Below are 23,589 nucleotides of genomic sequence, written 5' to 3' on the forward strand. Positions count from 1 at the left end.
CAGTGTTGGATAGAATCCACGTCCGTCGTGAAATTTAAGTACCAATACGTAATTGGAACAGATATGGTACGAGAGAGGTTAGCAGACCGTGTTACGAGTTCGGCACCGGCAGCAGTTGTGAGTCGTCATCCGAAGGCCGTATTGACGCTGATGATGCTGGTGCTCCTGCTCTTCAGTGCGGACACTGCGGCGGCAACGGAGTTCACGGTCGGTACTTCGTCTATCGCCGACGTGTCGCCGGGACCGTAATTACCGTCCCTCACTGAGCGCTTCGTGCACGGCGTCTGACCACTGCAGGTCCCCGTCGTAGAGAATCGGATTGTCCGCATACGAGAGGAACTCTACGAGTTCCTCCCGTTCTACGCAGAACTCGACCGTCGAGCCGAGCAGATGGGTCTCATCGCTATCCTGCAGATACGGCCTGAAGAACCCTCCACACATCCAGGGCGCACCCAGAAACGCACTCACATCGAACCGGCCGTCGTCGCGTTGGGTCACTTCGACGTCGGTGCCGACGTAGTCCTCCGACTGCGTGAGGACGTGCGTGCCGTCGCCAACGACGGCGTAGTCTTTCCCGGTCATAATCCGCCGGCGCGACTTGTCGAGTGCACGTTCCATACAGTAGCCGTTCACCATCAGGCGGGCGAACATCGTGCCGACGGTCGCCGCCTGACTGTCGAGGACTTCGTTGAACGTGACGCCGCCAGCGACGCTCCCCTTTTGGATGAGTTCGATCCCCTCGTGGTATGACCCACAGGCGTTGAGGAAGAACGTCTGCGCGTTCGACTCCGAGAGACTCGATATCGAGAGGTAGCCGTCCGAACACCGCAGGCCTTCGCGCTCGCAGTGGCCGATGTAGTGGACCAGGTCGTTGCGCGACTCGAACACCGTCGCGAGTTCGTCGACGCTCAGATGCTCGCGTAGCGAGATGTCGAGGTCGAGTTCCTCGGCCCGCTGACGGTAGTAGTCGGCCACCTCCGCGTGTTCCTCGCGCATGTCGCCGTCGTTGAGGATGGCGACGACGGAGGTCGGTTCGCCGTCGGCGTCGAGGTACCGCGAGCGGTTCTCGTACGCCTCTGGGAGCGTCTTGAACGCGTCGATTGGGACGCCGTCTGCCAACCAGCCGTGCGTCCGACCGGGGCCGAACTCGGGTTGGACCAACTCGACGCTCGCCGCCTCGCCCGCACTCCCCCGGTAGAAGTCGTCGAGCGAGTTGTCGAGCCACTCCGTCTCACCGAGGGCGGTCGACTCTGCGATGCGAATGTGTGGGACGTTCGCCAGCAGGTACGACAGCGTCGGGACGTGGTCGTATCGCGGGTCGATGGACATCGAGAGGTGCCACTCGGGAAACTCGTCGGCGACGTCTTCGAACGGGACCGAGAGATACGCGTCCAGTCGCTCCGCCAGCGACGCGGCGTACAGCTCGTCCGCGTCGATGCCGAGGTCCTCCAGTAGGGAAGCGACGGCCAGCTCAGATCCGTACGGTCCGGCGGTCCTGACGAGACAGTCGAGGTAGAACGTCCGTTCGAGGAGCGATCCGGTCTCGTCTTGGAACTCCGGCAACTCGGGGAGTCGGTGGGTTCCACTCGGCGTTTCGATTCGGGGCGTCGCATCGGGTTCGACCGCCACGCTCGCGCCGACGTAGTGTGCAAGCGGCGCGAGGGGGAACAGATACTCGACGTCGTCGGGGACGACCATTCGCGTGCCGGCACCCTCGACCCGTTCGCTGACGGACTGTGGAATCGACACCTCGTCGCCGAACGCGACGCGAGGTGGCTGTCCTCGCATCGTGTCGAACGAGCGGTCTGCGGTCGCCGTGCGGTGACCCGCAGGAAACGCCGAGAGCGCCGTCGCGACGCCGGCCGGCGTGCGCGGGACCGTCACTACCTCGGTATCGTCTTGGATACCGGTACTGAAGCCGATGGAGAGCGCCGTCTCCTCGGGAAACTCGACGACGAGGCGTTCGTACTGCGGTTTCGAGACGGTGGCCACGCCGTCGAAGCGGACGTACGCGTCGACCTTACTGTCGACGTGGAGGACGTACGCACCCGACTTGAGCGTCTTCGGGCCGGTTCCGCTGCCCAGATCCGACACCTCGCCGGTGTCAACGTTTCGGACAGGGGCGTACACCGGAGGAAACTCCAGTCGCGTGGTCCTGCCGTTCAATACGACGTCGGGGACCCACGTTTCGGTCAGGCCGAGTGCGGCGATACCGCTGTGGAGCGACGGTGCGGTCCCGCCAGCGGTCCAAGAGTCGGTGCGAACGGTCAGCGAGTTCTTGGCGGCGTCGACCGCTCGCAACCCTTCCCCGGTCGTCTCCACCTTCATTGACGTGGGAAGTGGTGGGCTTGGCCCCCATTTAGCCCTGTCGCCGACTGTTCGTGCGATGACCCGAAAGGTGGCTTTTTGTCGTCGCTGGCCGGACCACAGATATGGAGTACCCGGCAGTCAGCGAAACCGACCCCGCCGTCGCGGACGCCCTCGCGGGCGAGGTGCAGCGTCAACAGGACACCCTCGCGATGATCGCGTCAGAGAACCACGTCTCGGAGGCCGTCCTCGAGGCGCAGGGCAGCGCCCTCACCAACAAGTACGCCGAGGGCTATCCCGGCAAGCGCTACTACGCCGGCTGTGAGTTCGCCGACGAGGTGGAAGAACTCGCCATCGAACGCGCGAAAGAACTGTGGGGCGCAGAACACGTCAACGTCCAACCCCACTCCGGCACGCAGGCGAATATGGCCGTCTACCTCGCCACGCTCGAACCTGGCGACAAGATTCTCTCGCTGGAACTGGAACACGGCGGCCACCTCAGTCACGGCCACCCGGCCAACTTCACCGGCCAACTGTTCGACGTCGAGCAGTATCAGGTCGACCCGGAAACGGGCTACATCGACTACGACGCCCTCGCGGACACGGCGGCGTCGTACGACCCGGACATCATCGTCTCGGGCTTCTCCGCGTACCCGCGTGAGGTCGAGTGGGAACGCGTGCAAGATGTCGCCGACTCCGTCGACGCCTACCACCTCGCGGACATCGCCCACATCACCGGCCTCGTCGCCGCGGGCGTCCACCAGTCGCCGGTCGGCGTCGCTGACTTCGTCACCGGGTCGACCCACAAGACGATCCGTGCGGGCCGCGGTGGCATCGTGATGTGCGACGAGGAACACGCCAGCGACATCGACTCGGCGGTGTTCCCCGGCGGGCAGGGCGGCCCGCTGATGCACAACATCGCAGGTAAGGCGGTCGGCTTCAAGGAGGCGCTGGAACCGGCGTTCGGGGAGTACGCCCAGCAGGTCGTTGACAACGCGACCGCGTTGGCGGAGTCGCTTGCGGACAACGGCTTCGAGATCGTCTCCGGCGGCACCGACACCCACCTCGTCCTCGTCGACCTGCGCGAGTCGCACCCCGACACGACCGGCGGCGACGCCGAGGACGCCCTCGCGGACGCCGGTATCGTCCTCAACGCGAACACCGTTCCCGGCGAGACGCGGTCGGCGTTCAACCCCTCGGGCATCCGCGCGGGCACGCCCGCGCTCACGACCCGCGGCTTCGACGAGGACGACTGCCGCGAGGTCGGCGACCTCATCTACCGCGTCGTCGACAACGTCGAAGACGAGTCGGTCATCGCCGAGGTCCGTGAGCGCGTGAGCGAGCTCACCGACGACCACCCGCTGTACGAGTAGTCGCACAGCACTCCCCGATCTCGACCTTTTTGCGCACGTTTGTGATCATTCCTGCTCTTTCGGGAGCACAGTTGTGCACGAACCCGAGGATACTTACGCCTCGCCGTTCCCTCATCGGGTATGACCGACATCGACGGCAACGCCGTCGCCGCCGACATTCGATCCGGCGTCGCGGAGTGTGTAGAGACGCTGCAGGCCGAGGGCGTCGACCCCGCCCTCGCGACCGTGTTGATGAGCGACGACCCCGCCAGCGAGACGTACGTCTCGATGAAGCAGAACGACTGCGAGGAGGTCGGCATCGACGGCATCCACGTCGACGTCGACGACGACGCTCCCGCCGAGGAGTTGTACGACACCATCGACGAGTTGAACGCCGACGACGGCGTCCACGGCATCCTCGTCCAGTTGCCGGTCCCGGACCACGTCGACACCGAGCGAGTGCTTCGCTCTATCGACCCCGCGAAAGACGTCGACGGCTTCCACCCGGAGAACGTCGGCCGCCTCGTCGGCGGCAACGCCCGGTTCAAGCCGTGCACGCCCCACGGCATCCAGCGCCTCCTCGCGGCCGCCGACGTCGACCCCGAGGGGAAAGAGGCGGTCGTCGTCGGCCGCTCGGACATCGTGGGGAAGCCCATCGCGAACCTCCTGTTCGGGCGGGGACCGGGCGGCAACGCCACTACAACCGTCTGTCACTCTCGGACGGACGACCTCGCCAGTCACACCCGTCGCGCGGACATCGTCGTCGCCGCCGCGGGCATCCCCGAGTTCATCACCGCCGACATGGTGAGCGAGGGTACGACCGTCATCGACGTGGGCATCAACCGCGTGGAACGCGACGGCGAGTCCACCCTCGTCGGCGACGTCGACTACGAGGCCGTGAGTGAGAAGGCGGGCGCCATCACGCCGGTTCCCGGCGGCGTCGGACCGATGACGCGCGCGATGCTGCTGTACAACACGGTGAAAGCGGCGGCAGAACAGCACGACGTCGACGTCGACCTCCCCTGAACGGGGATCAGTGGGCGCGGACGGTTACAAGCGAGCGAGTCGTTCTCGGGCGCTCGCCAAGGCCTCGTCGTCGTCGGTGATCAGGTAGCGCCCGAGGTCGACGGCGGCGGCCACGACGGCGTCGGCCTCCTCCGGATCGATATCGCCTCCCAACGCCTCGATCCGTTTCGCTCGCTCGCGAACGGTGCCAAGCGTGCGACTCGCCTCGCGGTCGGGGTTGTCCGAGAGGTACGTTCCAACGTCTTTCCGGTATTCGAGAACCGCCTCAGCGGCGGCCAGTCCCCGCGCCTCGTGCATCCGAGGCGGAACGTCGCGGACACTCGGACGCTCGCCGGTGTCGGCCGCGCGGAGGAGCGTCGTCAGGTACCACTCCTCGTCGTCGGTGACGCCTGGCGACGCCCCTTCGGGGGACCCCATCGTCGCCGCCGCGTCGCCGCCTCCAGGGCCGGCGAGACGGCCGTACACGTCGGCGGCGTGGCGGAGTTCGGCGGCCGCGAGGTAGGCGTCGTCGAGCGGCTTGAGGTCGCCGCCGCGGATGAACCCACGCTTGCGGAGATACGTCCGGCACGCGGCTTTGATGTCGTCGACGAGGTCCGCCAGCGGCGTCGTGTCGAGTTTGACCAGCACGGAGTCGAGCGACAGTTCGGCAGGAGCGTCCGTGTGGCGTCGCCGTTCGCCGGTGCCGACGCTGCGGAGACTCCCGCAGTCGGGACAGGCGACGCTACCCGTCTCGAAGTACGACCACCGGGTCCCACACTCTGCGCACTCGCGCTCCCCTCGGACTTCCATAGCCCCGCTTCGTTCCGCCGGGCAAAACCGTTCACGGAGTGTGCGCTGACGTGTTCCGACGGCGGCGGCGTGGCTGCTACCCCGCGCCACACAACAGATATACTGGTAGGTGTCGTATCTGTGAACGTTCCCGAAGGCGTCCGTGGGGAGACGCTCGGGAAGTTCCGCACTGCAGATGCGTCGGCCGGCCGTCACGCCCGCCGTCGGTCGCACGACCGAGTCACCCGTACGGGGGAGCGAACGGGTGACGCCGGCCCCGGCACGCTTTTGACGACACGGTTAAACGACACACCAGATGACGTTCTCTATCGTCGCACGCGACCCCGAGACCGACGCGGTCGGCGTCGCGGTGCAGTCGAAGTTCATCTCGGTCGGATCGGTCGTGCCGTTCGTCTCCGCGGACGCCGGGGCCGTCGCCACGCAGAGTTTCGCCAACGTCGCGTACGGACCGGACGGCCTCGGCCTCCTCCGCGAGGGTCACACCGCGGCGGAAGCGATCGAGGCGCTCACCAGCGAAGACGAGGACGCCGAGCAACGACAGATCGGCATTGTCGGCGCCGATGGCTCCGTGGCCGCCTACACCGGCGAGGAGTGTTTCGACGTCGCCGGCGACGTGCAGGGCGAGGAGTACACCGTGCAAGGCAACATCCTGGAGAACGAGGAGACGCTGACCGCGATGGCCGAGACGTTCGAGGAAGCAGAAGGTGGCCTCCCCGAACGACTCATCGCCGCACTCCACGCCGGCAACGACGCCGGCGGCGACTCCCGCGGCGAGCAGTCTGCCGCGCTGTACGTCGCCAAGCCCGAGGGCGGGTACGACGGGAAGAACGACCGCTGGGTCGACGTGCGCGTCGACGACCACGACCACCCCATCGACGAACTCGAACGGGTGTTCAAACTGTACGACGTGACGCTGCTCGCACGCGAAGACCCCGACGACCCGCGCGAACTCGACGGCGAGACCGCGCGTGCCGTCTCCGGCGTCCTCGCGGACCTCGGCTTCCTCGACGCCGACCCGAGCGACGAGTTCGGGGAGGCCGAACGCGAGGCGCTGGAGGCGTTCCGCGGGATGAACAACTTCGAGAACCACTCGTTGGCAGTCATCGAGGACGCACTCGCGCACGGCTGGGACGACGCCGACGGCGAGGGCGAAGCGAGGATGACCGACGCCATCTGGCACGGTCTCCAACAGTACGACCGGGTCTGACCCGACGACACTCGTGACACAGACCCACTCGCGCCGTCTCGCTCGCCCGTTCACGAGGCCACCGCACACCTACCGATGACCACACATCTCCCCACAGTCGGCTTGCTAACTGTCGTCCTCGCGTTCGTCGGTGCGGGTGTCGCGCTCACGGCTGGTATCGGCCTCGTCGCGGTGTACGTCCGACTCGGTGACGACATCTCGACGGCGACGACGCGAAACGCGTTCGGCCTCTGGGCGGTCGGAGCGCTCCTCTTGGCGGTAGGGACACCGGGCGTCGTTCGCGCGACGCTTGCAGGCACCTCCGCCCCCGTAACGCTCGCCGTCGTCGCCGTCGTGGTGGGACTGCTCGCGGTCGGCATCGCACCGGTGTACCTGTGGCAGGCGACGCTGGAACCGGAGTAATCGGAGCTAGACTGGCGGCGACCGTTACGCGCGTTCTGCGATCAGGCGGTCGATGATGTCGCCCGTCGACAACAACTCACCCTCATATCTGGGCTCACGGCCACTCGCTCGCTCAACTGCGGCGTCGATGCCCTCCGCCGCCAACGCCCCTGCGATGGCCTCCTCGTCGTGGTGTTGATCGAAACCGAGGACGACCACGTCGGGGTCGATGGCGCGGACGGGCACAAAGAAGTCCTCCGGGTCGCCGAGGTGGGCCTCGTCGACGACGTCGAGGGCACCAACCATATCGCGACGCTGGCGGTCGGGACACACCGGCTTCGGTTTGTGCGTCACGTTCTCCCGGCGGGCGATGATGACGTGGAGTTCGTCGCCCCGGGCGGCCGCTTCCTCCAGGTAGTGGAGGTGCCCCGGGTGGAGGATGTCGAAGGTGCCCTGTGCCAGCGCGACGGTTGGCTCCTCACTCATCGTACAACTCCGCGTCGATGTCGGTCTGGTCGAAGTCGAAGAAAGCCTCGTCTTCGGGCAACGCGACGTCGAGGACGTCCAAGTCGCGCGGGTCGCCGTCGGCGTCGAACGCCCGCCAGCAGTCGCGGTCGTACGGCGCGCCGATGATGATGTGCACCTCGCCCGCGTGGAACGTCGCGAGGTCGGCGTCAGAAGGTCGGAGGACACCGTTCGGGTGCGAGTGGATCGACCCGACGGCCCGCGAGGAGTTTGGCCGCATGTGCTCTTGAACGGTCGCCGACTCTGGCGTCGAGGTGGTTCCGGGGATGACGAGGATGTCCGTGATGACCTGTCCGCGTTTCTCGAGGCCGAGGTCGCGCGCATCGGTCGCTCGCAGGAAGCCCATGTACTCGTTGGGGTGGGTGTCCCGAGAGGCCTCCAACGCGAACGTGAGCGTCTCGGCTGCGATGCCGAGCAGGTCGCTCGACCGGAACAGTCGCATTGTCAATCCTCGGCCCGGACGACAACTAAGCGTGTCGATACACCCACCCGCGCAGTCGTCGCGGCGTCTCCCCCCGTTGGAGCGATACTACAACCCTTAACACCTGCCGTCACTCACCTTCGTGTATGACTGATTCCGCCGCCGGGGATTCCGGCGACGATGGAACGGGAGGTTCCCGTTCTGTGGTCTACGACCTCGATGCTGCCTGTACGCGAACCGACGTGGAGGTGGGCGCTCGCTACCGCGCCGTCGTCAACGGCGTCGTCGACTACGGCGTCTTCGTCGACATCTCCGATCACGTCTCCGGCCTGCTTCACGAGTCGAATCTGGACGGTCAGACGTTCGATGTCGGCGACGAACTCGTCGTCCTCCTCGAAGAACTGAAAGACAACGGCGACGTGTCGTTCGACCTCGCCGACGTCGACCTCGACGAGGCCGACGTACTTGCCGTCGAGCACGAACCCGAGATTACGGCCGTCGACGAGGCAGTCGTCGGCGACGACGTGACCGTCGAGGGCGAACTCGTCCAGATCAAACAGACGGGCGGCCCGACCATCTTCCACGTCGCCGACGAGTCGGGCATCCTCGCGGCCGCCGCCTTCGAGGAGGCCGGTGTCCGCGCGTACCCCGAGGTCGAACTCGGTGACCTCGTCCGCGTCTCCGGCAGCGTCGAGCAACACGAGGGCGCACGCCAGTTGGAGGTGGGTGACATCTCCCTGCTGACCGGCGAGACGGCCGACGCCGCTCGCGAACGCCTCGACGAGGCGATGCGCGATCGCGCCGAACCCGAGCCTGTCGACCCGTTGGTCGAGTGGGAGGCGTTCGAGAAACTCCGCCCGGAACTGGAAGACGTCGCGCGCACCCTGCGCCGAACGGTGCTTGAAGGCCGTCCGATCCGCATCCGCCACCACGCCGACGGGGACGGGATGTGTGCGGCCATCCCGGTGCAACTCGCACTCGAACGCTTCATCGAGTCTGTCCACGAGGGCGACGACGCCGCCCGGCACAACCTCAAGCGCCTGCCGAGCAAGGCGCCGTTCTACGAGATGGAAGACGTCACGCGCGACCTCAACTTCGCGCTGGAGGGCCGTGCCCGCCACGGACAGAAACTCCCCTTCCTCCTGATGCTCGACAACGGGTCGACCGAGGAAGACGTCCCCGCGTACAAGAACCTCGCCCACTACGACGTGCCAATCGCCGTCGTCGACCACCACCACCCCGACCCCGAGGCAGTGGACGACCTGCTTGACCACCACGTCAACCCCTACATCCACGACGAGGACTACCGCATCACGACGGGGATGATGTGCGTCGAACTCGCCCGCCTCATCGACCCCGGTGTGACGGACGAACTCCGCCACGTCCCCGCGGTCGCCGGCCTGTCGGACCGCTCGAAGGCCGAGGTGATGGACGAGTTCCTCACGCTGGCCGACGACGCCGGCTACGACCGCGAGGCCATCGAAGACATCGGCGAGGCGCTCGACTACGCCGCCCACTGGCTCCGCTACAGCGAGGGCAAGACACTCGTGAGCGACGTGCTCAACGTCGGCAGTGAGGACGCCGAGCGCCACCGCGAACTCGTCGAGTTCCTCTCGACGCGCGCGGAACGCGACGTGCGCGAGCAGTTGGACGCGGTCGAACCCCACGTCGAACACGAGCGCCTCGACTCCGACGCGCACCTGTACCGCATCGACTTGGAGAACTTCGCCAAGCGGTTCACCTACCCCGCACCGGGCAAGACGACGGGCGAACTCCACGACCGGAAGGTTCGCGCCACCGGCGAACCGGTCATCACTATCGGCTACGGGCCGGACTTCGCCGTCCTCCGTTCGGACGGCGTCCGTCTCGACATCCCGCAGATGGTGACGGAACTCAACGAGGAGGTTGTCGGCGGCGGCGTCTCCGGCGGCGGCCACCTCGTCGTCGGCTCTATCAAGTTCGTCGAGGGGCGTCGAGAGGACGTCATCGACGCACTCGTCGAGAAGATGGCCGACGCCGAACTCGACGAGGAGTTGTCGACGACGATCGAACTCGACGACTGAGGCTGTCGACCCGCTTCGCGACCCTTCTTCGCGACCGCTCACCCGATCGGTCCACGGTCGTCGCCGTCTCCATCGCTTGATCGACCGACAGTGTCGTCGAACTCGATACGGCGCCAGCCGAGGACGACGACCGCGGCCGCCGCCGCGACCGCGACAGCGCCGAGTAGCGGAGGCACGGCTCCGGTCCCGTCTGCTCCACCGTCGGCAGTCCAGTCGCCCTCGAACACCTCGCGGTAGTACTCCGCGACCGTCTCGCTCTCGACGGCGACGACTACCTCGCGGTTCTCGGTCGCACTCGTCGGGTTCCAGTTGAGCGACCCGACGACGGCCACGTCGTCGGCGACGACGCCCTTCGCGTGTATCTTGCCGTAGCGACCTGCGGGGTCGGCGACGCGTGCCTCGAACGGGACTCCCTGCTGGTCGCTCCACCGGTTCAGCGTCGCCACCAGCGCCTCGTTCTCGTCGACGACGTACCACGCGCCCGAGAGCAGCAGACGCACTTGGACGCCACGCTCGGCCGCGCGCCGGGTCGACACGAGCAACGGTCCCGGTCGAACCGTCGGCTGAATCACGTCCACCCGCCGGTCCGCGTCGTCGACGACGGAGACGACGCCCGCCTCCGCGTTGCCTGGTGCGGTCAACAGCGTCACGTCGGTCGCCTCGGCGTCGACTGCGGGGTGGCGACTCGGGTACTCTCCCGTCGTCGTCTCGGTCTCGGTGAACGACCGTCCAGCCCGGAACGTACTCCACAGGCGGGCGTCTCGCCACCCCGCGTCCGTCTCGAACACTGTCGCGACCCCGTCTGCCGCCCGTGGCGACCGCAGCGTCACGCCCCACCCGCGACTGCTCGCGCCGCCGACGCCGCTCGGCTTCCAGTTCTCGGTCAACACGACTGCCGTCTCGTCGGCGACGACGTACTTTGCGTGGTGATACCGGACGCGAGCGTGCGGCCCGGCGACGACTCGGACCTCGATGTCCGCCGCAACGAGGCGGTCGAGCAGCCGCGCCTGTCGGGTACTGATGCCGCCGACCGGTGCGCCGTCGACGAGAACACGAACCGTGACGCCGCGGTCGTTGGCTGCGACGAGTCCGCGGGTGACTCGCTCGGAGGCGAACGTGTACCCCGCGAGGAGGATCCGCTCTTGGGCTTGGTCGATCGGTTCCAGTGGGGTCGCCGGATCGTCGGGGAGGACGAACGCCGTCGTGTCGACGCGGCCGAGCGAAACCGGGTCCCGCGGCTCGAAGCCGACGGGTCGCCACGGCGGGTCGGTCTCAGAGAGCCACCGCTCTCCCTCGGGAGCGCGACCGTACGTGACGCTATCTACGACAGTCCCGTTCGAACCGCCGCGCCGGAGAACGACGCGTTCGCCCGCGTTCGACAGCGAGAGGCCGTCGGCGACGACCCTTCCCGGTGGTACGTCGACTATCGACTCGGGATGGCTCGTCAGGAGCAACGTCTCGGCTGAGGTGACGCGGACGGTCACCGTCGACTCGTCGTCGTCGACGGTCCAGTTTCCGGCGGGGACGCGAATGCGGACGTACTCGCCGGCGTCCTCGGGCGCGACGGGGTTGGGGAGGAGTTCGACGATACTCGGGTCGGTCGACGACGACGCCGCGCCGATACCGGCCGCTGGACCTGCCCACAGCGACGCGACTACCAGCACCGCTACCAGCGACCGGACGACTCGGCGGAACACGGCGAGGCTGGTGTCGGATTCGTACTTGAACGCTCGGGCTGGTTCGGTGTGTTTTTGTCGGACGCACTGGGCGTGCCGGTATGGTCACTCTCGCAGAGGGCGTCCGGTTGGCGGGCGCAGCGATGGGGGCGTTGGGCGGCGCGCTCATCGCCATCGAGTTCTTCCAGATTCCCTCGTACGTCGCCTACGAGGCAGAGTGGGACAGTTACGACATCGACATCGCGCCTGCCGAGGTGACAGAACACACCGCACTCGGGCGGGTCGGCGGGCTACTCGTGTCGCTCGGGTTCGCGTTGCTGTTCTTCGGCGAGTTGCTGTAGCGGGAACCGCGCTGAGAAGTGGTATCGGTCGGTCGGATCGGGCGTTACGCTGCCGCTTCCTCGGCGTCTGCGCCGAGTTCGTCGCGCGCCTTCTCGCCTTCCGTCTGGACGATGAACACGCGGTCGTCGGCGTGTTCGGCGGCCGCCTCCAGCGCTTCCTCGGTTCCGATCTGTCGAAGCGCCCACAGCGCGGCCGCGCGGACGGAGTCGGACTCGTCGTCTGCGGCGGCGTCGGCCAGTGGCTCGACCGCGCGGGTGTCGCCGATGAGGCCGAGCGCACGGGCGGCGTACGGGCGAACCTCGTCGTCGTCCATCGCGAGTTTGTTCGCGAGCGGTTGGACGGCGTCTGCGTGGCCGATTTCGCCGAGCGCTTTGAACGTCACCTTCTGCAGGGTCGGGTTGGAGTCGGAGTCGACGTACTCCACCAGCGTCTCGACAGCGTCTTCGGCAGCCATCTTCCCGAGCGCACGGATGGCTGGCTGGTCACGCTTCTGTGCTCGCTGGTGCATCGCCTCGAACGCGCCCTGGTCGCCCATCCGCGTGAGCGCATCGAGACAGTGCTCTTCCATAAAGTCGGACTGCAGGGAGTCGAGCGCGAGCAACACCATCTCGACGTTGCCCCGTTGCTCGTGTTCCTTCAGCGCCGACAGCTCCGGCGGGAAGTCCTTGTAGTGACCGAGCACGTCGTAGAAGCCCTGTGCCTGCAACTTCTCGTGGGTCTCCAGATCGTCCCACTCCTCGGCGTCGTCGACGCCGGTCTCCAGCGCGTCGGTCGCTTCGAGCAGGGAGGCGATGGTGTCGGCGTCCTCGTCGGCGTCGAGGGCAGCGTCCTCGATTGCCTCGGTGACGGTGTCCAGCGAGTCGGCCAGCGACTCGGGGTCGTCGTCACCGTCGCGCGAGACCTCCGCGTCGAGCGCCTCGCCCGCGTCGGCGAAGAACGCGTCCACGACGCCGGGGAGGTCAGCCTCGCCGGCCTCCGTCCAGCGAGTGTCGCGGAGCGTCCCCTGTACACCCTCGACGTCGTCGACGACGTCGGCGGCGTAGGGACCGCGCTGTGTTTCGAGGTCGTCCCGGAGGTCCGAGAGCCGCGACTCCAGTTCCTCTCGGGGGTCGTCGGCGTCCTCGTCGTCCTCGTCTGGTTCGGGCAGGTCGGCGCGTTCGAGGTCGGCCTCGATATCGTCGAGGTCCGCCTCCACGTCGTCGAGGTCCGCCTCGGTCTCGGCGGCCTCAAGCGCCTCGGCGGCCTCGTCCAACCGAGCCTCGAGGTCCTCGGCGGACACCTCGGGGACGAGTTCCGTCTCCTCGGCTTCCTCGGCGTCGCCCGACTCCTCGGCCGGGTCGTCGTCGCTCATAGCCGCACGTGGGTGTGTCGCCTCCAAGAGCGTTTCCATCTTCCCAGCGCACCATCCCGTATTCCGAATGGTTGACGGACAAACTCGGGCCGACTACACTCCCTCGATCAAGTTATGGTCGAAAAACTAACAACAAACGGCGCAAGTTTGTAGAATACGAGCTCCAGTTTGTATATAACAAATAGATATTGTCGTTCGCGTCGGATTTATGTAAAATCCGACCGTACATCGGCACGCAGATGAGTACTCACAAGCGCGTGCTGAAGTCGGCAGGTGAGGTATCGGGATCGGAGGCGCTCCGAATGGACGCCGAGAAGGCCGAACAGGTCGTCGACGCACTCAACACCGACTTGGCGGCGACGTACGTCCTCTACCACCAGTTGAAGAAACACCACTGGAACGTCGAGGGTGCGGAGTTCCGCGACCTCCACCTGTTCCTCGGAGAGGCGGCCGAACACGCCGAGGCGTTCGCCGACGAACTGGCCGAACGGGTCCAGGCGCTCGGGGGCGTGCCGCACGCCTCCGCCGCGACGCTGGAAGCCGGAGCGCCGGTCGAACCGGAGGACGAGGACGTGTACGACATTCGAACCTCGTTGGAGAACGATATGGAGATGTACGGCGACATCATCGAGATGCTCCGCGAACACGTCGCACTCGCGGACAACCTCGGCGACCCTGCCACGGGTGAACTGCTCCGGCAGAACATCGTCCAGGTGGAAAAAGACGCCCACCACATCGAGCACTACCTCGAAGACGACACGCTCGTCTTCGAGGGCGCGATGCAGTAACCAAGCAGCCACTAGCGTCCGGTTTCTCGTTTTACAGCCAGCAGCGTGTTACTGTTCGGGTGTGACCGTCAGGTCCGTCGATATCCACCCGTCTGCGTTCCCGTCCTCGCTGAACACTGTCCGGTCGGGCGTCGTCCGGAGGGCCGTCACCTGCAACGGCGGTGTCACCGCACGCCGCTGGGCGTCTGCGCGGTGGTCCACGAGCGCATCCTTATCCATTATCTACCCGTCGATGACGTAAGCGCAAATATGTTTTGGTAAGCCTAAATCGTCTACCGGCCGACGTGTCAGTCGGTCAGTCGTCTCGTCCGATTCCGCACCCCGAAATAGTCGTACACTCCACGCCGTGGTCTTCGAGGGCGTCGACGACGGCGTTCATCCCGATAGCATCGCTGGCGATGTGGCCAGTGACGACGAGGTTCTTGTCTTCGTTGGCGAACTCCGCTCGGAGGTCCGCGGTGTCGCCCGCGCCGACGTGGATGTACAGGACGGTGTCGACGCCGTGGTCGAAGTACGCCCGTGCGACCGACGCGCCGCCGTTCGTCCCCGCCGCGTGGTGGACGGCGACCTCCCCGAGGTCGTTGTCCGGGTCACCGACGCGAAGCAGAACGTCCGTCTCGGCGGCGTCGAGTTCGGGTATCTCCGCGAGGGCGTCGACGAAGTCCCCTGCTGTCGCGTCGGCTCCCATCTCGTCGGCCACATCGCGGAAGACGCGCCGGCCGTACTCGTCGGGCGCGAGGTGGGTGTTGAGATACGGTTGGTCGAGGAGTTCGGCGACGCTCGGGTCGTGGCGATAGTTGCTGGAGTGGCCGCCGTGGTCCATCCGGGACTTCAGGTCGGCGACGGCGTCCTCGGCGACGTCCTCGGGCACACCGTGGTCGGTCATGAACTCGACCTGTTTGTCGAGGACCGCCGGGAAGTCCAGTCGTGCGCTCATCCCCGTCGGGTGGTGCGCGAGTGCGAGGTCGTACCCCTCGTCGTGCGCGAGTTTGATCTCCGGCGACTCCAGGTCGATGCCGACCAACGCCGTCTCGATGTCTTCGCCGGGCACGTACACCGTGCTGTCGGCGGGCGTCTCGTCCCAGCCAACGAGGTCCAGACTGATCTGCAGAATCTCCTCGGTCGTGAGTCCCATACGCCATCCGAAGGCAACGCCGACTGAAAAGGCGTGGAAACCGGCACGCGGGGCGCAGACGTGTCACGTCGACCGGGAAGTGGCAAGCCCGTCGCCCGCCGCCAGTCGTTAGTACGGACCGCTCCGAGGGTGCGTATGGTCGATCATCTGTTCTCGCCGCTCACGCTGCGAGGAACCGAGATACCCAACCGCGTGTTCGTCTCTCCGATGTGTCAGTACTCTTCGACCGACGGGATGGCCAACGACTGGCATCTCGTCCACCTCGGGTCGCGCGCCGTCGGCGGCGCGGGCCTTGTGATGTCGGAGGCGACGGCCGTCTCGCCGGAGGGGCGCATCACGCCCAACGACCTGGGAATCTGGTCGGACGACCACGCGGAGGCGCTCGCGCCCACCACCGACTTCATCCGCTCGCAGGGATCTGTCCCGGCGATCCAACTCGCCCACGCCGGGCGGAAAGCGTCGACCGCGCGACCGTGGGAGGGCGGCGACCCCATCTCGCCCGAAGACGGTGGCTGGGTGGTCGACGCCCCCTCGGGTCCGTACCCCCGCGACGGCGACGAACAGCCGACGAACAGCCTCTCGATCGACGAGATTCGGAGCGTGGTCGATGACTTCGCGGCCGCCGCTGAGCGCGCACTCGACGCTGGGTTCGAGGTCGCGGAGGTGCACGCGGCCCACGGCTACCTGCTCCACGAGTTCCTCTCGCCGGTCGCCAACGACCGTGACGACGAGTACGGCGGTTCCTTCGAGAACCGCACGCGACTGCTCCGCGAGGTGACTGAGGCCGTCCGCGAGGTGTGGCCCGACGACAAGCCGGTGTTCGTCCGCATCTCCGCGACCGATTGGATCGACGACGAGGAATCGTGGGACGTCGACCAGTCGGCACGGCTTGCACCAATCCTCGCAGCGGCGGGTGCGGACCTCCTCGACGTGAGTTCCGGCGGTATCTCGCCCGCACAGGAGGTTCCCTACGCCGGGCCGAACTACCAACTCGCGTACGCGGAGGCCATCCGCGAACACGTCGAGGAAGTTGGCGCGGACATCGCGGTCGCCACCGTCGGCGGTATCACCGAGCCGAAACAGGCGGAAGCCATCGTCGGCAACGACCGCGCGGACGCCGTGTTGATGGCGCGGGAGTTCCTGCGCTCGCCGTACTGGCCCCTGCACGCCGCCCACGAACTCGACGCCGACGTGGAGTGGCCGGTGCAGTACCGTCGTGCGAAGCCGCGCTGAGAACGGCAGTTGCCGCTGGCTGTTCCGTGACCGCGCGCCGTCTACTCCCGGTCGCGGAGGCGACTGAGTCGACGGTCGAATTCCTCGTCGTCCACGTCACCACGAGCGTACGCCGCGCGCAACTCCGCGACTGCAGGATCGCGCTCGCGCTCTGGCTTGGTGACCCCGCGATACAGCAGGTAGCCGCCGACGAACAAGAAGGCAAGCACCAACAGCGGTGCGAGCGACCAGACGACGTAGCCCCAGCCCGGAGCGGCGTTCGCACCCCACATCCCTCCCCACGGACCACCCATCATCCCGCCGCCGACCATCCCGAACCCCACAAACAACGCGGGCAGCAGTAGCAGCGCTGCGAGGGCGACGAGTGCGAACACGATCAGACGGTCGGTTGCGGAACGAGTTGACATAGCTGTGATCCGCTGGACCAGCCAGCCTGGTCCACGTCCGGAAGATGGCCTGCCACGTGTATGTTGATTGTTACACTCTGGTTGATCGTTTCTGTGGAGCTACTAGCTTCCGACAGTATCGACCAGCCAACTGTTATACCCGAACCGACCCTACTGATCGGGTATGGCAGGCCCCGCCCGCGACCCTACCGACGAGGACCTCGCCGCCGTCGTCTCGGAGTTGTCGGAGACGCTCTCGGTGCTCCAGGATCAACTCGACGAACGCGACCGGAGCGAGCGACGCGCCCGCTCTGACCGCCGCGTCGTCGACGACCGCTGGGAGCGACGACCCGCACGCGACGCGCCGCGGCCGCCCGCCGTGGGCGAGTTGTTCCAGTTCACCTCAGACTACACGATACCGACGGTAGTGGCGGTGTTGGAGGCGACTATCGAGGCGCTGGAACTCCTGCAGGGCGTCATCGACCTAGCCGCGCCCGGCGAGTCACCGGAGCGCCGGGGCCGACGCAGTCGACGCGACCGCCGTCGAGGTTCGGTGGGTCGGTCGTTGCTCTCGGATGCCGTCGCAGACAGCGTGAGTCGGACCACCGACCGTGCGGCGACGGATGCGGCGGACGCACTCGCTCGCCTCCGTGAGACGCTCACCGAGGCGGACCTCCCGAACGACGAAGAGAGCCGTGACCTCGTCGCCGACGCTCGTGAGTTGAGTGCGGAACTCGAACGGCGCGTGCGTGAGTCGCGTGCAACGGTCGACCGGGAGCGTGCCCGTGAGCGCCAGGACCGCCGAAGCGGTTCCACGGACCGGGGTCCCGTGACCATCAGCGTCGACGACCCCGACACCGAGTCCGACCGCCAGCGCGGTGAGTCGACCGATCCGGAGAAGTCGACCGAGAGTGGCAGCGATGCGTCCGAGGAGGAGGAAGGCGGGCCAGAGGTCGACGTCGACGCTGAACTGGACTCGATCAAACGGCAGATGGGGAAACACGACGCCGACACGAATGACGACGATGCACAGGAGGAAGACACGCAAGACGTCGACTCGAACGACGACGATCCAGATGTGGACGGTGACGACACAGCGGACAGCGACGACAAGTAAGGCGGTGACTCGACGTGCGACTCGGCAGTGCGAAGTCGAGAGAAAGACCTCAGCGAGCGCCGTCGGTGAACGTTTTTGCCGACTATTCGACCGGCCGGAACTGGAACCCGTCCCACTCCTGACTCGCGGCCTCGCGAATACCCGTGTCGGGGTCGCGTAACTCCTCGCAGTACACTGGTTCGACCTCGTCGCCGATGTTGATGTCGCCGGTCGTCGCCTGGCCGATTGCTCGGACCGGTTCGCCGTCCACGTCGAACTCGACGATAGCGACGTGGTTGGGTTCGCGCACGCCCGGCGGCGTCGCCGTCGACGTGGTCCACGTGACGACTTCTGCGGTGTACTCGCTCAGGTCGACCGTTGCCACCGGAGCCTCGCCGTCGGGACCGACCGGGTGGGCGGGATACGTAATCGAGCCGTCGGGGTAGCGCGCCGCCTCGAAAACCGGGTTGCCGTCGCCGTCGTCGGTCATGCGTCCACCCCCTCGAAGATGGCGGTGGTAACGCAGTTCCCGAACCCACCCACGTTACACGCGAGGCCGACGTCCGCGTCGACCTGTCGCTTCCCCGCCTCGCCGCGGAGTTGCTGGACGATTTCGTACGCCTGCGCGACGCCCGAGGCACCCAGCGGGTGGCCCTTCGACTTCAGCCCACCGGAGGTGTTGATCGGTAACTCGCCGTCGCGGTCGGTGCGCCCCTCGTCGACGGCCTTCCAGCCCTCGCCTTTCTCCGCGAAGCCGAGGTCTTCGAACTGCAGGAACTCGAGGATGGTGAACATGTCGTGCAGTTCTGCCACGTCGACGTCGTCGGGCGTCAGGTCGGCCATCTCGTACGCCTGTTCGCTCGACTCGACGACGCCGCGCATCGTCGTCGGGTCGGCGCGTTCGTGGACGACGTGGGTGTCGGTCGCGCCGCCGATGCCCGAAATGCGGACGTAGTTGTCCGTGTACTGCTCGGCGACGGAAACGGGACACAACAGGAGTGCCGCAGAGCCGTCGGTGATGGGGCAGAAGTCGTACAGCCGAAGCGGGTCAGCGACGATGGGCGAGTCGAGGACGGTGTCGAGGTCGACCTCCTTGCGGAACTGCGCGTGCGGGTTGTCGACGCCGTTGCGGTGGTTCTTGACCGCGACCTTCCCGAGACTCTCGCGCGGGGCGTCGTACGTGTCGAGGTAGAGGCGAGCGGTGAGACCAGCGAAACTCGGGAGCGTGAGGCCGTGTTTGTACTCGCAGGGGTGCGTGAGCGACGCGATGACGTCGGTCGCTTCGGCCGTCGTCCGGTGGGTCATCTTCTCGCCGCCGACAAGTAGCGTCATGTCGGACACCCCCGAGGCGATGGACTGCCACGCCGCGTAGATGCCCGCCCCACCCGACGAGGAGGTCTGGTCGATGCGGGCGGTGTACGCGGGCACCGCCTGCAGGTCGTGTGCGAGTGCGTTCGGGACGCCCGTCTGTCCCTCGAACTCGCCGCTGGCCATATTCGAGACGTAGAGGTGGTCGACGGCGTCGGCCGACACGCCTGCGTCCTCCAGACAGGCCTCCCCCGCCTCCGAGAGCAGTTCGCGAATCCACGCGTCGCGTTGCCCGAACTGGGTCATCGACGCGCCGATGATTGCCACGTCTTGCATACCGGAGTGCTCCGTGGCCGATTACTTCGGCGTTCCCCTTTCTCCGCCCGCGCCGCTGGCGAACAAACGTGGTTCTGTGGCGACGTGGCTCCCGTCGGTCGGATCGGCGGGCGTTAAGTGGTCGCCGCTCGGACGGTCCGATATGAACGTCGCCGACGCCGCGACGACGGCCGGTATCGCCGCCTGCGGGGCCCTCCTGCTCGTGTTGGCTGCGCCGTTCCTGCTCATCGCCGACCCCGGAACGGGACTGACCGTGTACTACGCGTCCGGGACGCTCGGCGTCAGCGGAGTCGCCTTCCTCGCGGTGTTGCTCGTCGTCGTGTTCCTCTCCGGGAGGCAACAGCGACGCGACCCGAGTATCATCGCCGGTGTCGCCCTCGTGGCCGCCGTCGCCCTCCTCGCACTCGCTGTGACGTGGGCCGTCGCCGTCGACGTACAGAACCTCTTCTCGTTCCCAGCCTCCGCGAGTTGGATCACGTGGCATCGGTGGGTCGTCGTCGCCGTCGCGGTGCTCGTCCCCGCCAGCGCCGGTGCGTACGCGCGGGCCGTGCTGTGACGCGGTGGTGCGGCGGACGTGCGGCGACAATCACGTCGCCGCCGGTCGATCACACCACGTCTCGTCCGTCGCCGTACCGCAAGGCCCTTAAGTTGGTCCGGACTAGCGTGTGATGGACTAGGTCGGGCAGTTAGGCCCTGCTCGTCTCCCGCCATAGAGTCTTTAGCGGGGACCGAACGCCGGACGCGTCCGGGATGCCCGTCGTGGGCCTCGGAAGCTGACGGAGAAGCCTCGTCCGCCGGGGACGACGGACCGTCGGGAATCACCCGCAGGGGTGTCCGCCCGTGGTTCATCGGTGGCATCGGGTCAGGCGCGGAAGCGAGCAGCCCACCACTGGACGTTCGTCGCTCGTCGGGTCGCGGGGCGGAGTCAGCGACCGGGATTCCCCACGGCGGAGCCCCCGGGCAACGCCGGCCCGTCCATCATTCATCTCGTATTCTCCTCGTCGAGCGACAGCGCTCGCGTGCCGGGACCGCAACCCCCGAGTAGTCGCCGCAGTAAGGGAGGAGTATGAGCGACAGCGACGCTGACGATGTGACGGCGACGTACGACGAGAGCGAGGCCGAGCGACTGGTGACGTTCGAGCGTTCGGGCACTCGTGCGACGGTCGCACAGAACGTCGAGGGGTACGCGATGTTGAAGGTCCGAGCGGGCGGTCCCGACGGCGACGAACTCGAACGCTACTACGGGTTCGACATGGCGCTGGACCACGTCGCGGAACTTCTCGGCGTCGCAGTCCACGACCTGCCGGTCCCAGAGGCCGCGTCAGACATGGGGATGTGAGAACCTGAACCTGGAGACGATGCCACCCGAACCGCGACCGAGACGCCGCGTTCAGTACGCGTACTCGTCTTCGGTCAACTGGACGTAGCCGCCGTCGCGGTTCTGCCACTTGATCCACTTGTAGCGCAAGAGGAGTTTCGTCGCGCCCCACCCCGCACCGAACTTCTGTTCGAACATCCGGTAGCCCTTCTCGTTCGCGAGCATCTTCCGTCCGATGCGGAAGGTGTCGTCCCAGTCGTCGGGGCCGTAGTCGCGGCACAACTCTGCCATCGCGACGTTGCGAAGCACCTCGTCGCCGATGGTGTCTCTCCAGCGGTCGTTGTACGCGCTCACGTCGCCGGCGGCGGCGAGTTCACCCGCGATTGCGCCCGTGCGGACGGCGACGTGGTCACCCCCCTCGTGGAACGCCGAGGTCGCACCCATCGCGCCGCCGACGACGCAGACGCCGGCGTCGACGGGGCTCTCGATGGGTCGCGTCGAGGAGATGGGGTACGTCTCCGTCCCCTTCGACTTCCCGGCGTCTTCGACGACGGGGAAGTCCTCCTCGATGTCGTACTCGTCGCCCCACTCGCGTTCGAGGAGGCGACGGACGTACTCTTTCCCCGAGGGAACACGCTCGTCGTCCTCGTGGATGAGCGCGTACTTCTCGCGGTCTTCGACCTCGTCTAAGTCCATCCCGATAGGCATTGTCAGCCCCACGCGACAGACGCGGCCGGCGTTCGGGAACACCCACGGGTACGCCGTGTGGCCGGGCATCACACCCCACCAGAACTTGATAGCGCCGTCGACCTCGTCGTACACTTCCTGCGGGAACTTTCGGTACTCCTGATACGCGATGTGGTTGTTCGTCGTCGAGGCCAGACGCTCGGACGCCTTCGCGCCGTCGGGGAGGAAGCGGTCGAGGACGCGGTTCGTCACCGTCCGCTGTGGCCCGTCCGCGAGGACGACGAAGTCGGTGCCAATCTTGTCGCCGGAGGCCAGCGAGAGGACGTGGCGCGGGTCGTCGCCCGGCGCATCGAGGTCCGTCTCCACGTCCTTCACGGACGCCTTCACGCGGTACTCTGCGCCGGCCTCCTCCGCGCGGTCGCGAAGGAAGTCGTCGAAACGAGCGCGGTGCATCGTGTAGCCGAACTCGTCGTAACTGGACTCGATCCCGGTCGACCGTAGGGTACACGCCTCGTTCGGGCCGATGAACTCCGCGCGGTCGAGGTGGTCTTGAAGGACGCCGTCGGGGAACTCGTCGGGGTGGATACCCATAATGTCCACCCAGTAGTCGAGGATACCTGCAGCGTCGGTGGAGTCCGGCCCGAGACGCTCGCGATCCTCGCGGGGGACGCCCTTCTCCAAGACGAGAGCGTCGGCCCCGTGAGAGGCGGCGGCGTGTGCGGCGGCCGACCCTCCCGGCCCCCCGCCGACGATGGCGACGTCGACTCGTTGCATGCCCGAACGGGACCGCGGATCGGTCTTAAATCGCCCGAAGCGCACCCACCGAACCCCGGGCGAGGGGGAGAAGGCCTATCCCCCGCGACGGCTTCCTCACTGTATGGATATCACTCGAAGCGTCCGCGCGATCGTCGACGCGGCGGACGCACCTGACGGCGTCATCGACTGGGACGCCGTCGCGGAGGCCGCGAAGGGCGGGTGTGAACCGGGCGACCTGCGGATGGACCCGGCCGAACGTGCGGCGTTCGCAGACGACGTTCGCGCCGCACGCGACGGCCTCCGCGCGGCCTCGGGCGTCGAGTTCGACCTGCCCGACACCGTCGAGATTCAGCACCGACACCACTGGATCGACGCCAACGTGCGCACCTTCGAGCGCGTGCTTCGGCCGCTGGAGGACCACGCTGGCGGCGTGTTCCCCGGGGTCGCTCGCTCGGTCAACTCCGGGACGATGGCGGTGTCGCTCGCGTTCCTCGCGCGCAACGTCCTCGGGCAGTACGATCCGCTGCTGCTCGCGGAGGCCGACGGCGACGACCACGGCCTGTACTTCGTTCGCCCGAACATCCAGCGCGCGGCCGTCGAACTCGACGTCGGCTACCCCCGCTTCCGTCGGTGGATCGCGTTCCACGAGGTCGCCCACGCTGCTGAGTTCGGGGCCGCGCCGTGGCTCCCCGGCTACCTCGAAGCGCGGATGCAACGCGGTGTGGAGTCGCTCTCCGATACCTCGTCGTTGCTGAACGCCGGGGAGACGACGCGGGAGTCGTTCGCGGAGTTGAACACCGCGATGACCGCGGTCGAAGGGTACGCCGAACTCCTGATGGATCGAGCGTTCGACGACGAGTACGACGACCTCCGCGCGAAACTCGACGCGCGGCGACAGGGCGGCGACCCGTTCACCAACCTCCTGAAGCGCTTGCTCGGACTGGGGATGAAGCGCCGCCAGTACGAACGCGGCGCGGAGTTCTTCGCCGCGGTCGCCGACGAGACCGACCTCCAGACGGCGTCGCTCGTGTGGGAGCGACCGGAGAACCTCCCGACCGACGAGGAGTTGGACGCGCCCGCCGACTGGATCCGACGGGTCGCCTGAG

24 protein-coding genes and 1 other RNA gene are annotated in these 23,589 nt (G+C 67.0%); 13 read left to right on the forward strand and 12 right to left on the reverse strand.

Annotation, left to right across the window (positions count from 1 at the left end):
• Nucleotides 1-249: 249 nt before the first annotated feature.
• Complete coding sequence (locus tag P0D77_RS10285; protein ID WP_277552982.1) at nucleotides 250-2,328, reverse strand: hypothetical protein; 2,079 nt, start codon at nucleotides 2,326-2,328, stop codon at nucleotides 250-252.
• Between the two features lie 104 nt (nucleotides 2,329-2,432).
• Here P0D77_RS10285 and glyA point away from each other — a divergent pair, with 104 nt between their 5' ends.
• Nucleotides 2,433-3,680, forward strand: a complete 1,248-nt coding sequence (gene glyA, locus P0D77_RS10290; RefSeq protein WP_277552983.1) for a serine hydroxymethyltransferase — start codon at nucleotides 2,433-2,435, stop codon at nucleotides 3,678-3,680.
• A gap of 120 nt (nucleotides 3,681-3,800) precedes the next feature.
• A complete protein-coding gene (locus tag P0D77_RS10295) occupies nucleotides 3,801-4,685 on the forward strand; it encodes a tetrahydrofolate dehydrogenase/cyclohydrolase catalytic domain-containing protein (RefSeq protein WP_277552984.1) in 885 nt (294 codons plus the stop codon).
• Nucleotides 4,686-4,709: 24 nt separating this feature from the next.
• On the opposite strand, the gene P0D77_RS10300 is transcribed toward P0D77_RS10295, so the two are convergent.
• Nucleotides 4,710-5,474, reverse strand: a complete 765-nt coding sequence (locus tag P0D77_RS10300; protein WP_277552985.1) for a DUF7117 family protein — start codon at nucleotides 5,472-5,474, stop codon at nucleotides 4,710-4,712.
• Nucleotides 5,475-5,769: 295 nt separating this feature from the next.
• On the opposite strand from P0D77_RS10300, the gene P0D77_RS10305 reads away from it, so the two are divergent.
• On the forward strand, nucleotides 5,770-6,681 hold the full coding sequence (locus P0D77_RS10305; RefSeq protein ID WP_277552986.1) for a DUF1028 domain-containing protein: 912 nt from the start codon (nucleotides 5,770-5,772) through the stop codon (nucleotides 6,679-6,681).
• Nucleotides 6,682-6,756: 75 nt separating this feature from the next.
• Complete coding sequence (locus P0D77_RS10310; protein WP_277552987.1) at nucleotides 6,757-7,083, forward strand: hypothetical protein; 327 nt, start codon at nucleotides 6,757-6,759, stop codon at nucleotides 7,081-7,083.
• A gap of 24 nt (nucleotides 7,084-7,107) precedes the next feature.
• On the opposite strand, the gene P0D77_RS10315 is transcribed toward P0D77_RS10310, so the two are convergent.
• Together P0D77_RS10315 and P0D77_RS10320 are read right to left on the reverse strand one after the other, a co-directional pair.
• Nucleotides 7,108-7,548 (reverse strand): FAD synthase family protein, encoded by a 441-nt coding sequence (locus tag P0D77_RS10315; RefSeq protein WP_277552988.1) that lies wholly within the window; start codon nucleotides 7,546-7,548, stop codon nucleotides 7,108-7,110.
• A complete protein-coding gene (locus tag P0D77_RS10320) occupies nucleotides 7,541-8,029 on the reverse strand; it encodes a Mov34/MPN/PAD-1 family protein (protein ID WP_277552989.1) in 489 nt (162 codons plus the stop codon). Before P0D77_RS10320 ends, P0D77_RS10315 begins: the two co-directional genes overlap by 8 nt.
• Nucleotides 8,030-8,154: 125 nt before the next feature.
• Here P0D77_RS10320 and han point away from each other — a divergent pair, with 125 nt between their 5' ends.
• On the forward strand, nucleotides 8,155-10,071 hold the full coding sequence (gene han / locus P0D77_RS10325) for a Hef-associated nuclease (RefSeq protein WP_277552991.1): 1,917 nt from the start codon (nucleotides 8,155-8,157) through the stop codon (nucleotides 10,069-10,071).
• A 38-nt stretch (nucleotides 10,072-10,109) separates the two neighbouring features.
• Here han and P0D77_RS10330 read toward each other — a convergent pair whose 3' ends face one another.
• Complete coding sequence (locus P0D77_RS10330) at nucleotides 10,110-11,768, reverse strand: phospholipase D-like domain-containing protein (RefSeq protein ID WP_277552992.1); 1,659 nt, start codon at nucleotides 11,766-11,768, stop codon at nucleotides 10,110-10,112.
• An 80-nt stretch (nucleotides 11,769-11,848) separates the two neighbouring features.
• Here P0D77_RS10330 and P0D77_RS10335 point away from each other — a divergent pair, with 80 nt between their 5' ends.
• Nucleotides 11,849-12,088 carry a hypothetical protein gene (locus P0D77_RS10335; RefSeq protein WP_277552993.1) on the forward strand — a complete coding sequence of 80 codons (240 nt, stop codon included), beginning with the start codon at nucleotides 11,849-11,851 and terminating at the stop codon, nucleotides 12,086-12,088.
• Nucleotides 12,089-12,132: 44 nt separating this feature from the next.
• On the opposite strand, the gene P0D77_RS10340 is transcribed toward P0D77_RS10335, so the two are convergent.
• Nucleotides 12,133-13,440 (reverse strand): HEAT repeat domain-containing protein, encoded by a 1,308-nt coding sequence (locus P0D77_RS10340; RefSeq protein WP_277552994.1) that lies wholly within the window; start codon nucleotides 13,438-13,440, stop codon nucleotides 12,133-12,135.
• 239 nt (nucleotides 13,441-13,679) lie between these two features.
• On the opposite strand from P0D77_RS10340, the gene dpsA reads away from it, so the two are divergent.
• Nucleotides 13,680-14,228 carry a DNA starvation/stationary phase protection protein DpsA gene (dpsA, locus tag P0D77_RS10345; protein ID WP_277552995.1) on the forward strand — a complete coding sequence of 183 codons (549 nt, stop codon included), beginning with the start codon at nucleotides 13,680-13,682 and terminating at the stop codon, nucleotides 14,226-14,228.
• Nucleotides 14,229-14,276: 48 nt separating this feature from the next.
• On the opposite strand, the gene P0D77_RS10350 is transcribed toward dpsA, so the two are convergent.
• Both P0D77_RS10350 and P0D77_RS10355 read right to left on the reverse strand, forming a co-directional pair.
• A complete protein-coding gene (locus P0D77_RS10350; RefSeq protein ID WP_277552996.1) occupies nucleotides 14,277-14,447 on the reverse strand; it encodes a hypothetical protein in 171 nt (56 codons plus the stop codon).
• Nucleotides 14,448-14,523: 76 nt separating this feature from the next.
• Nucleotides 14,524-15,363, reverse strand: coding sequence for a hypothetical protein (locus tag P0D77_RS10355; RefSeq protein ID WP_277552997.1), 840 nt, complete (start codon nucleotides 15,361-15,363; stop codon nucleotides 14,524-14,526).
• Nucleotides 15,364-15,498: 135 nt separating this feature from the next.
• Between P0D77_RS10355 and P0D77_RS10360 the strand changes: the two genes are divergently transcribed.
• Nucleotides 15,499-16,596 (forward strand): NADH:flavin oxidoreductase/NADH oxidase, encoded by a 1,098-nt coding sequence (locus P0D77_RS10360; RefSeq protein ID WP_277552998.1) that lies wholly within the window; start codon nucleotides 15,499-15,501, stop codon nucleotides 16,594-16,596.
• Between the two features lie 41 nt (nucleotides 16,597-16,637).
• Here P0D77_RS10360 and P0D77_RS10365 read toward each other — a convergent pair whose 3' ends face one another.
• Complete coding sequence (locus tag P0D77_RS10365) at nucleotides 16,638-17,003, reverse strand: SHOCT domain-containing protein (RefSeq protein ID WP_277552999.1); 366 nt, start codon at nucleotides 17,001-17,003, stop codon at nucleotides 16,638-16,640.
• 163 nt (nucleotides 17,004-17,166) lie between these two features.
• Between P0D77_RS10365 and P0D77_RS10370 the strand changes: the two genes are divergently transcribed.
• Nucleotides 17,167-18,099 carry a DUF7547 family protein gene (locus P0D77_RS10370; RefSeq protein ID WP_277553000.1) on the forward strand — a complete coding sequence of 311 codons (933 nt, stop codon included), beginning with the start codon at nucleotides 17,167-17,169 and terminating at the stop codon, nucleotides 18,097-18,099.
• Between the two features lie 82 nt (nucleotides 18,100-18,181).
• On the opposite strand, the gene P0D77_RS10375 is transcribed toward P0D77_RS10370, so the two are convergent.
• Nucleotides 18,182-18,568: an OB-fold domain-containing protein gene (locus P0D77_RS10375; protein ID WP_277553001.1), complete on the reverse strand. Its 387-nt coding sequence runs from the start codon at nucleotides 18,566-18,568 to the stop codon at nucleotides 18,182-18,184.
• Nucleotides 18,565-19,722, reverse strand: a complete 1,158-nt coding sequence (locus P0D77_RS10380) for a thiolase domain-containing protein (RefSeq protein ID WP_277553002.1) — start codon at nucleotides 19,720-19,722, stop codon at nucleotides 18,565-18,567. Before P0D77_RS10380 ends, P0D77_RS10375 begins: the two co-directional genes overlap by 4 nt.
• 13 nt (nucleotides 19,723-19,735) lie before the next feature.
• On the opposite strand from P0D77_RS10380, the gene P0D77_RS10385 reads away from it, so the two are divergent.
• The 3 genes from P0D77_RS10385 (at nucleotide 19,736) to P0D77_RS10395 (ending at nucleotide 21,061) form a co-directional block, all read left to right on the forward strand.
• On the forward strand, nucleotides 19,736-20,278 hold the full coding sequence (locus P0D77_RS10385; protein WP_277553003.1) for a DUF7548 family protein: 543 nt from the start codon (nucleotides 19,736-19,738) through the stop codon (nucleotides 20,276-20,278).
• A gap of 110 nt (nucleotides 20,279-20,388) precedes the next feature.
• Nucleotides 20,389-20,703, forward strand: an RNA gene (gene ffs, locus P0D77_RS10390) — signal recognition particle sRNA.
• 85 nt (nucleotides 20,704-20,788) lie between these two features.
• The gene (locus P0D77_RS10395) at nucleotides 20,789-21,061 is read left to right on the forward strand and encodes a DUF7111 family protein (RefSeq protein WP_277553004.1); all 273 of its coding nucleotides are present in this window, start codon (nucleotides 20,789-20,791) and stop codon (nucleotides 21,059-21,061) included.
• 51 nt (nucleotides 21,062-21,112) lie between these two features.
• Here P0D77_RS10395 and P0D77_RS10400 read toward each other — a convergent pair whose 3' ends face one another.
• A complete protein-coding gene (locus P0D77_RS10400) occupies nucleotides 21,113-22,501 on the reverse strand; it encodes an NAD(P)/FAD-dependent oxidoreductase (protein WP_277553005.1) in 1,389 nt (462 codons plus the stop codon).
• 103 nt (nucleotides 22,502-22,604) lie between these two features.
• Here P0D77_RS10400 and P0D77_RS10405 point away from each other — a divergent pair, with 103 nt between their 5' ends.
• Nucleotides 22,605-23,588: a zinc-dependent metalloprotease gene (locus P0D77_RS10405; protein ID WP_277553006.1), complete on the forward strand. Its 984-nt coding sequence runs from the start codon at nucleotides 22,605-22,607 to the stop codon at nucleotides 23,586-23,588.
• The last annotated feature ends 1 nt before the right edge of the window (nucleotide 23,589 follow it).

The organism is Halobaculum limi, assembly GCF_029490015.1.
Classification (GTDB): domain Archaea; phylum Halobacteriota; class Halobacteria; order Halobacteriales; family Haloferacaceae; genus Halobaculum; species Halobaculum limi.

Bases quoted from the DNA above. Each gene is read 5' to 3' on its own strand.
- P0D77_RS10285 (WP_277552982.1), bottom strand. From the start codon at position 2,328: ATGAAGGTGGAGACGACCGGGGAAGGGTTGCGAGCGGTCGACGCCGCC.
- P0D77_RS10340 (WP_277552994.1), bottom strand. From the start codon at position 13,440: ATGAGCGACGACGACCCGGCCGAGGAGTCGGGCGACGCCGAGGAAGCC.
- P0D77_RS10370 (WP_277553000.1), top strand. From the start codon at position 17,167: ATGGCAGGCCCCGCCCGCGACCCTACCGACGAGGACCTCGCCGCCGTC.
- P0D77_RS10310 (WP_277552987.1), top strand. From the start codon at position 6,757: ATGACCACACATCTCCCCACAGTCGGCTTGCTAACTGTCGTCCTCGCG.
- P0D77_RS10355 (WP_277552997.1), bottom strand. From the start codon at position 15,363: ATGGGACTCACGACCGAGGAGATTCTGCAGATCAGTCTGGACCTCGTT.
- dpsA (WP_277552995.1), top strand. From the start codon at position 13,680: ATGAGTACTCACAAGCGCGTGCTGAAGTCGGCAGGTGAGGTATCGGGA.
- P0D77_RS10395 (WP_277553004.1), top strand. From the start codon at position 20,789: ATGAGCGACAGCGACGCTGACGATGTGACGGCGACGTACGACGAGAGC.
- han (WP_277552991.1), top strand. From the start codon at position 8,155: ATGACTGATTCCGCCGCCGGGGATTCCGGCGACGATGGAACGGGAGGT.
- P0D77_RS10365 (WP_277552999.1), bottom strand. From the start codon at position 17,003: ATGTCAACTCGTTCCGCAACCGACCGTCTGATCGTGTTCGCACTCGTC.
- P0D77_RS10360 (WP_277552998.1), top strand. From the start codon at position 15,499: ATGGTCGATCATCTGTTCTCGCCGCTCACGCTGCGAGGAACCGAGATA.
- P0D77_RS10405 (WP_277553006.1), top strand. From the start codon at position 22,605: ATGGATATCACTCGAAGCGTCCGCGCGATCGTCGACGCGGCGGACGCA.
- P0D77_RS10315 (WP_277552988.1), bottom strand. From the start codon at position 7,548: ATGAGTGAGGAGCCAACCGTCGCGCTGGCACAGGGCACCTTCGACATC.
- P0D77_RS10380 (WP_277553002.1), bottom strand. From the start codon at position 19,722: ATGCAAGACGTGGCAATCATCGGCGCGTCGATGACCCAGTTCGGGCAA.
- P0D77_RS10350 (WP_277552996.1), bottom strand. From the start codon at position 14,447: ATGGATAAGGATGCGCTCGTGGACCACCGCGCAGACGCCCAGCGGCGT.
- P0D77_RS10335 (WP_277552993.1), top strand. From the start codon at position 11,849: ATGGTCACTCTCGCAGAGGGCGTCCGGTTGGCGGGCGCAGCGATGGGG.
- P0D77_RS10400 (WP_277553005.1), bottom strand. From the start codon at position 22,501: ATGCAACGAGTCGACGTCGCCATCGTCGGCGGGGGGCCGGGAGGGTCG.
- P0D77_RS10320 (WP_277552989.1), bottom strand. From the start codon at position 8,029: ATGCGACTGTTCCGGTCGAGCGACCTGCTCGGCATCGCAGCCGAGACG.
- P0D77_RS10375 (WP_277553001.1), bottom strand. From the start codon at position 18,568: ATGACCGACGACGGCGACGGCAACCCGGTTTTCGAGGCGGCGCGCTAC.
- P0D77_RS10300 (WP_277552985.1), bottom strand. From the start codon at position 5,474: ATGGAAGTCCGAGGGGAGCGCGAGTGCGCAGAGTGTGGGACCCGGTGG.
- glyA (WP_277552983.1), top strand. From the start codon at position 2,433: ATGGAGTACCCGGCAGTCAGCGAAACCGACCCCGCCGTCGCGGACGCC.
- P0D77_RS10305 (WP_277552986.1), top strand. From the start codon at position 5,770: ATGACGTTCTCTATCGTCGCACGCGACCCCGAGACCGACGCGGTCGGC.
- P0D77_RS10295 (WP_277552984.1), top strand. From the start codon at position 3,801: ATGACCGACATCGACGGCAACGCCGTCGCCGCCGACATTCGATCCGGC.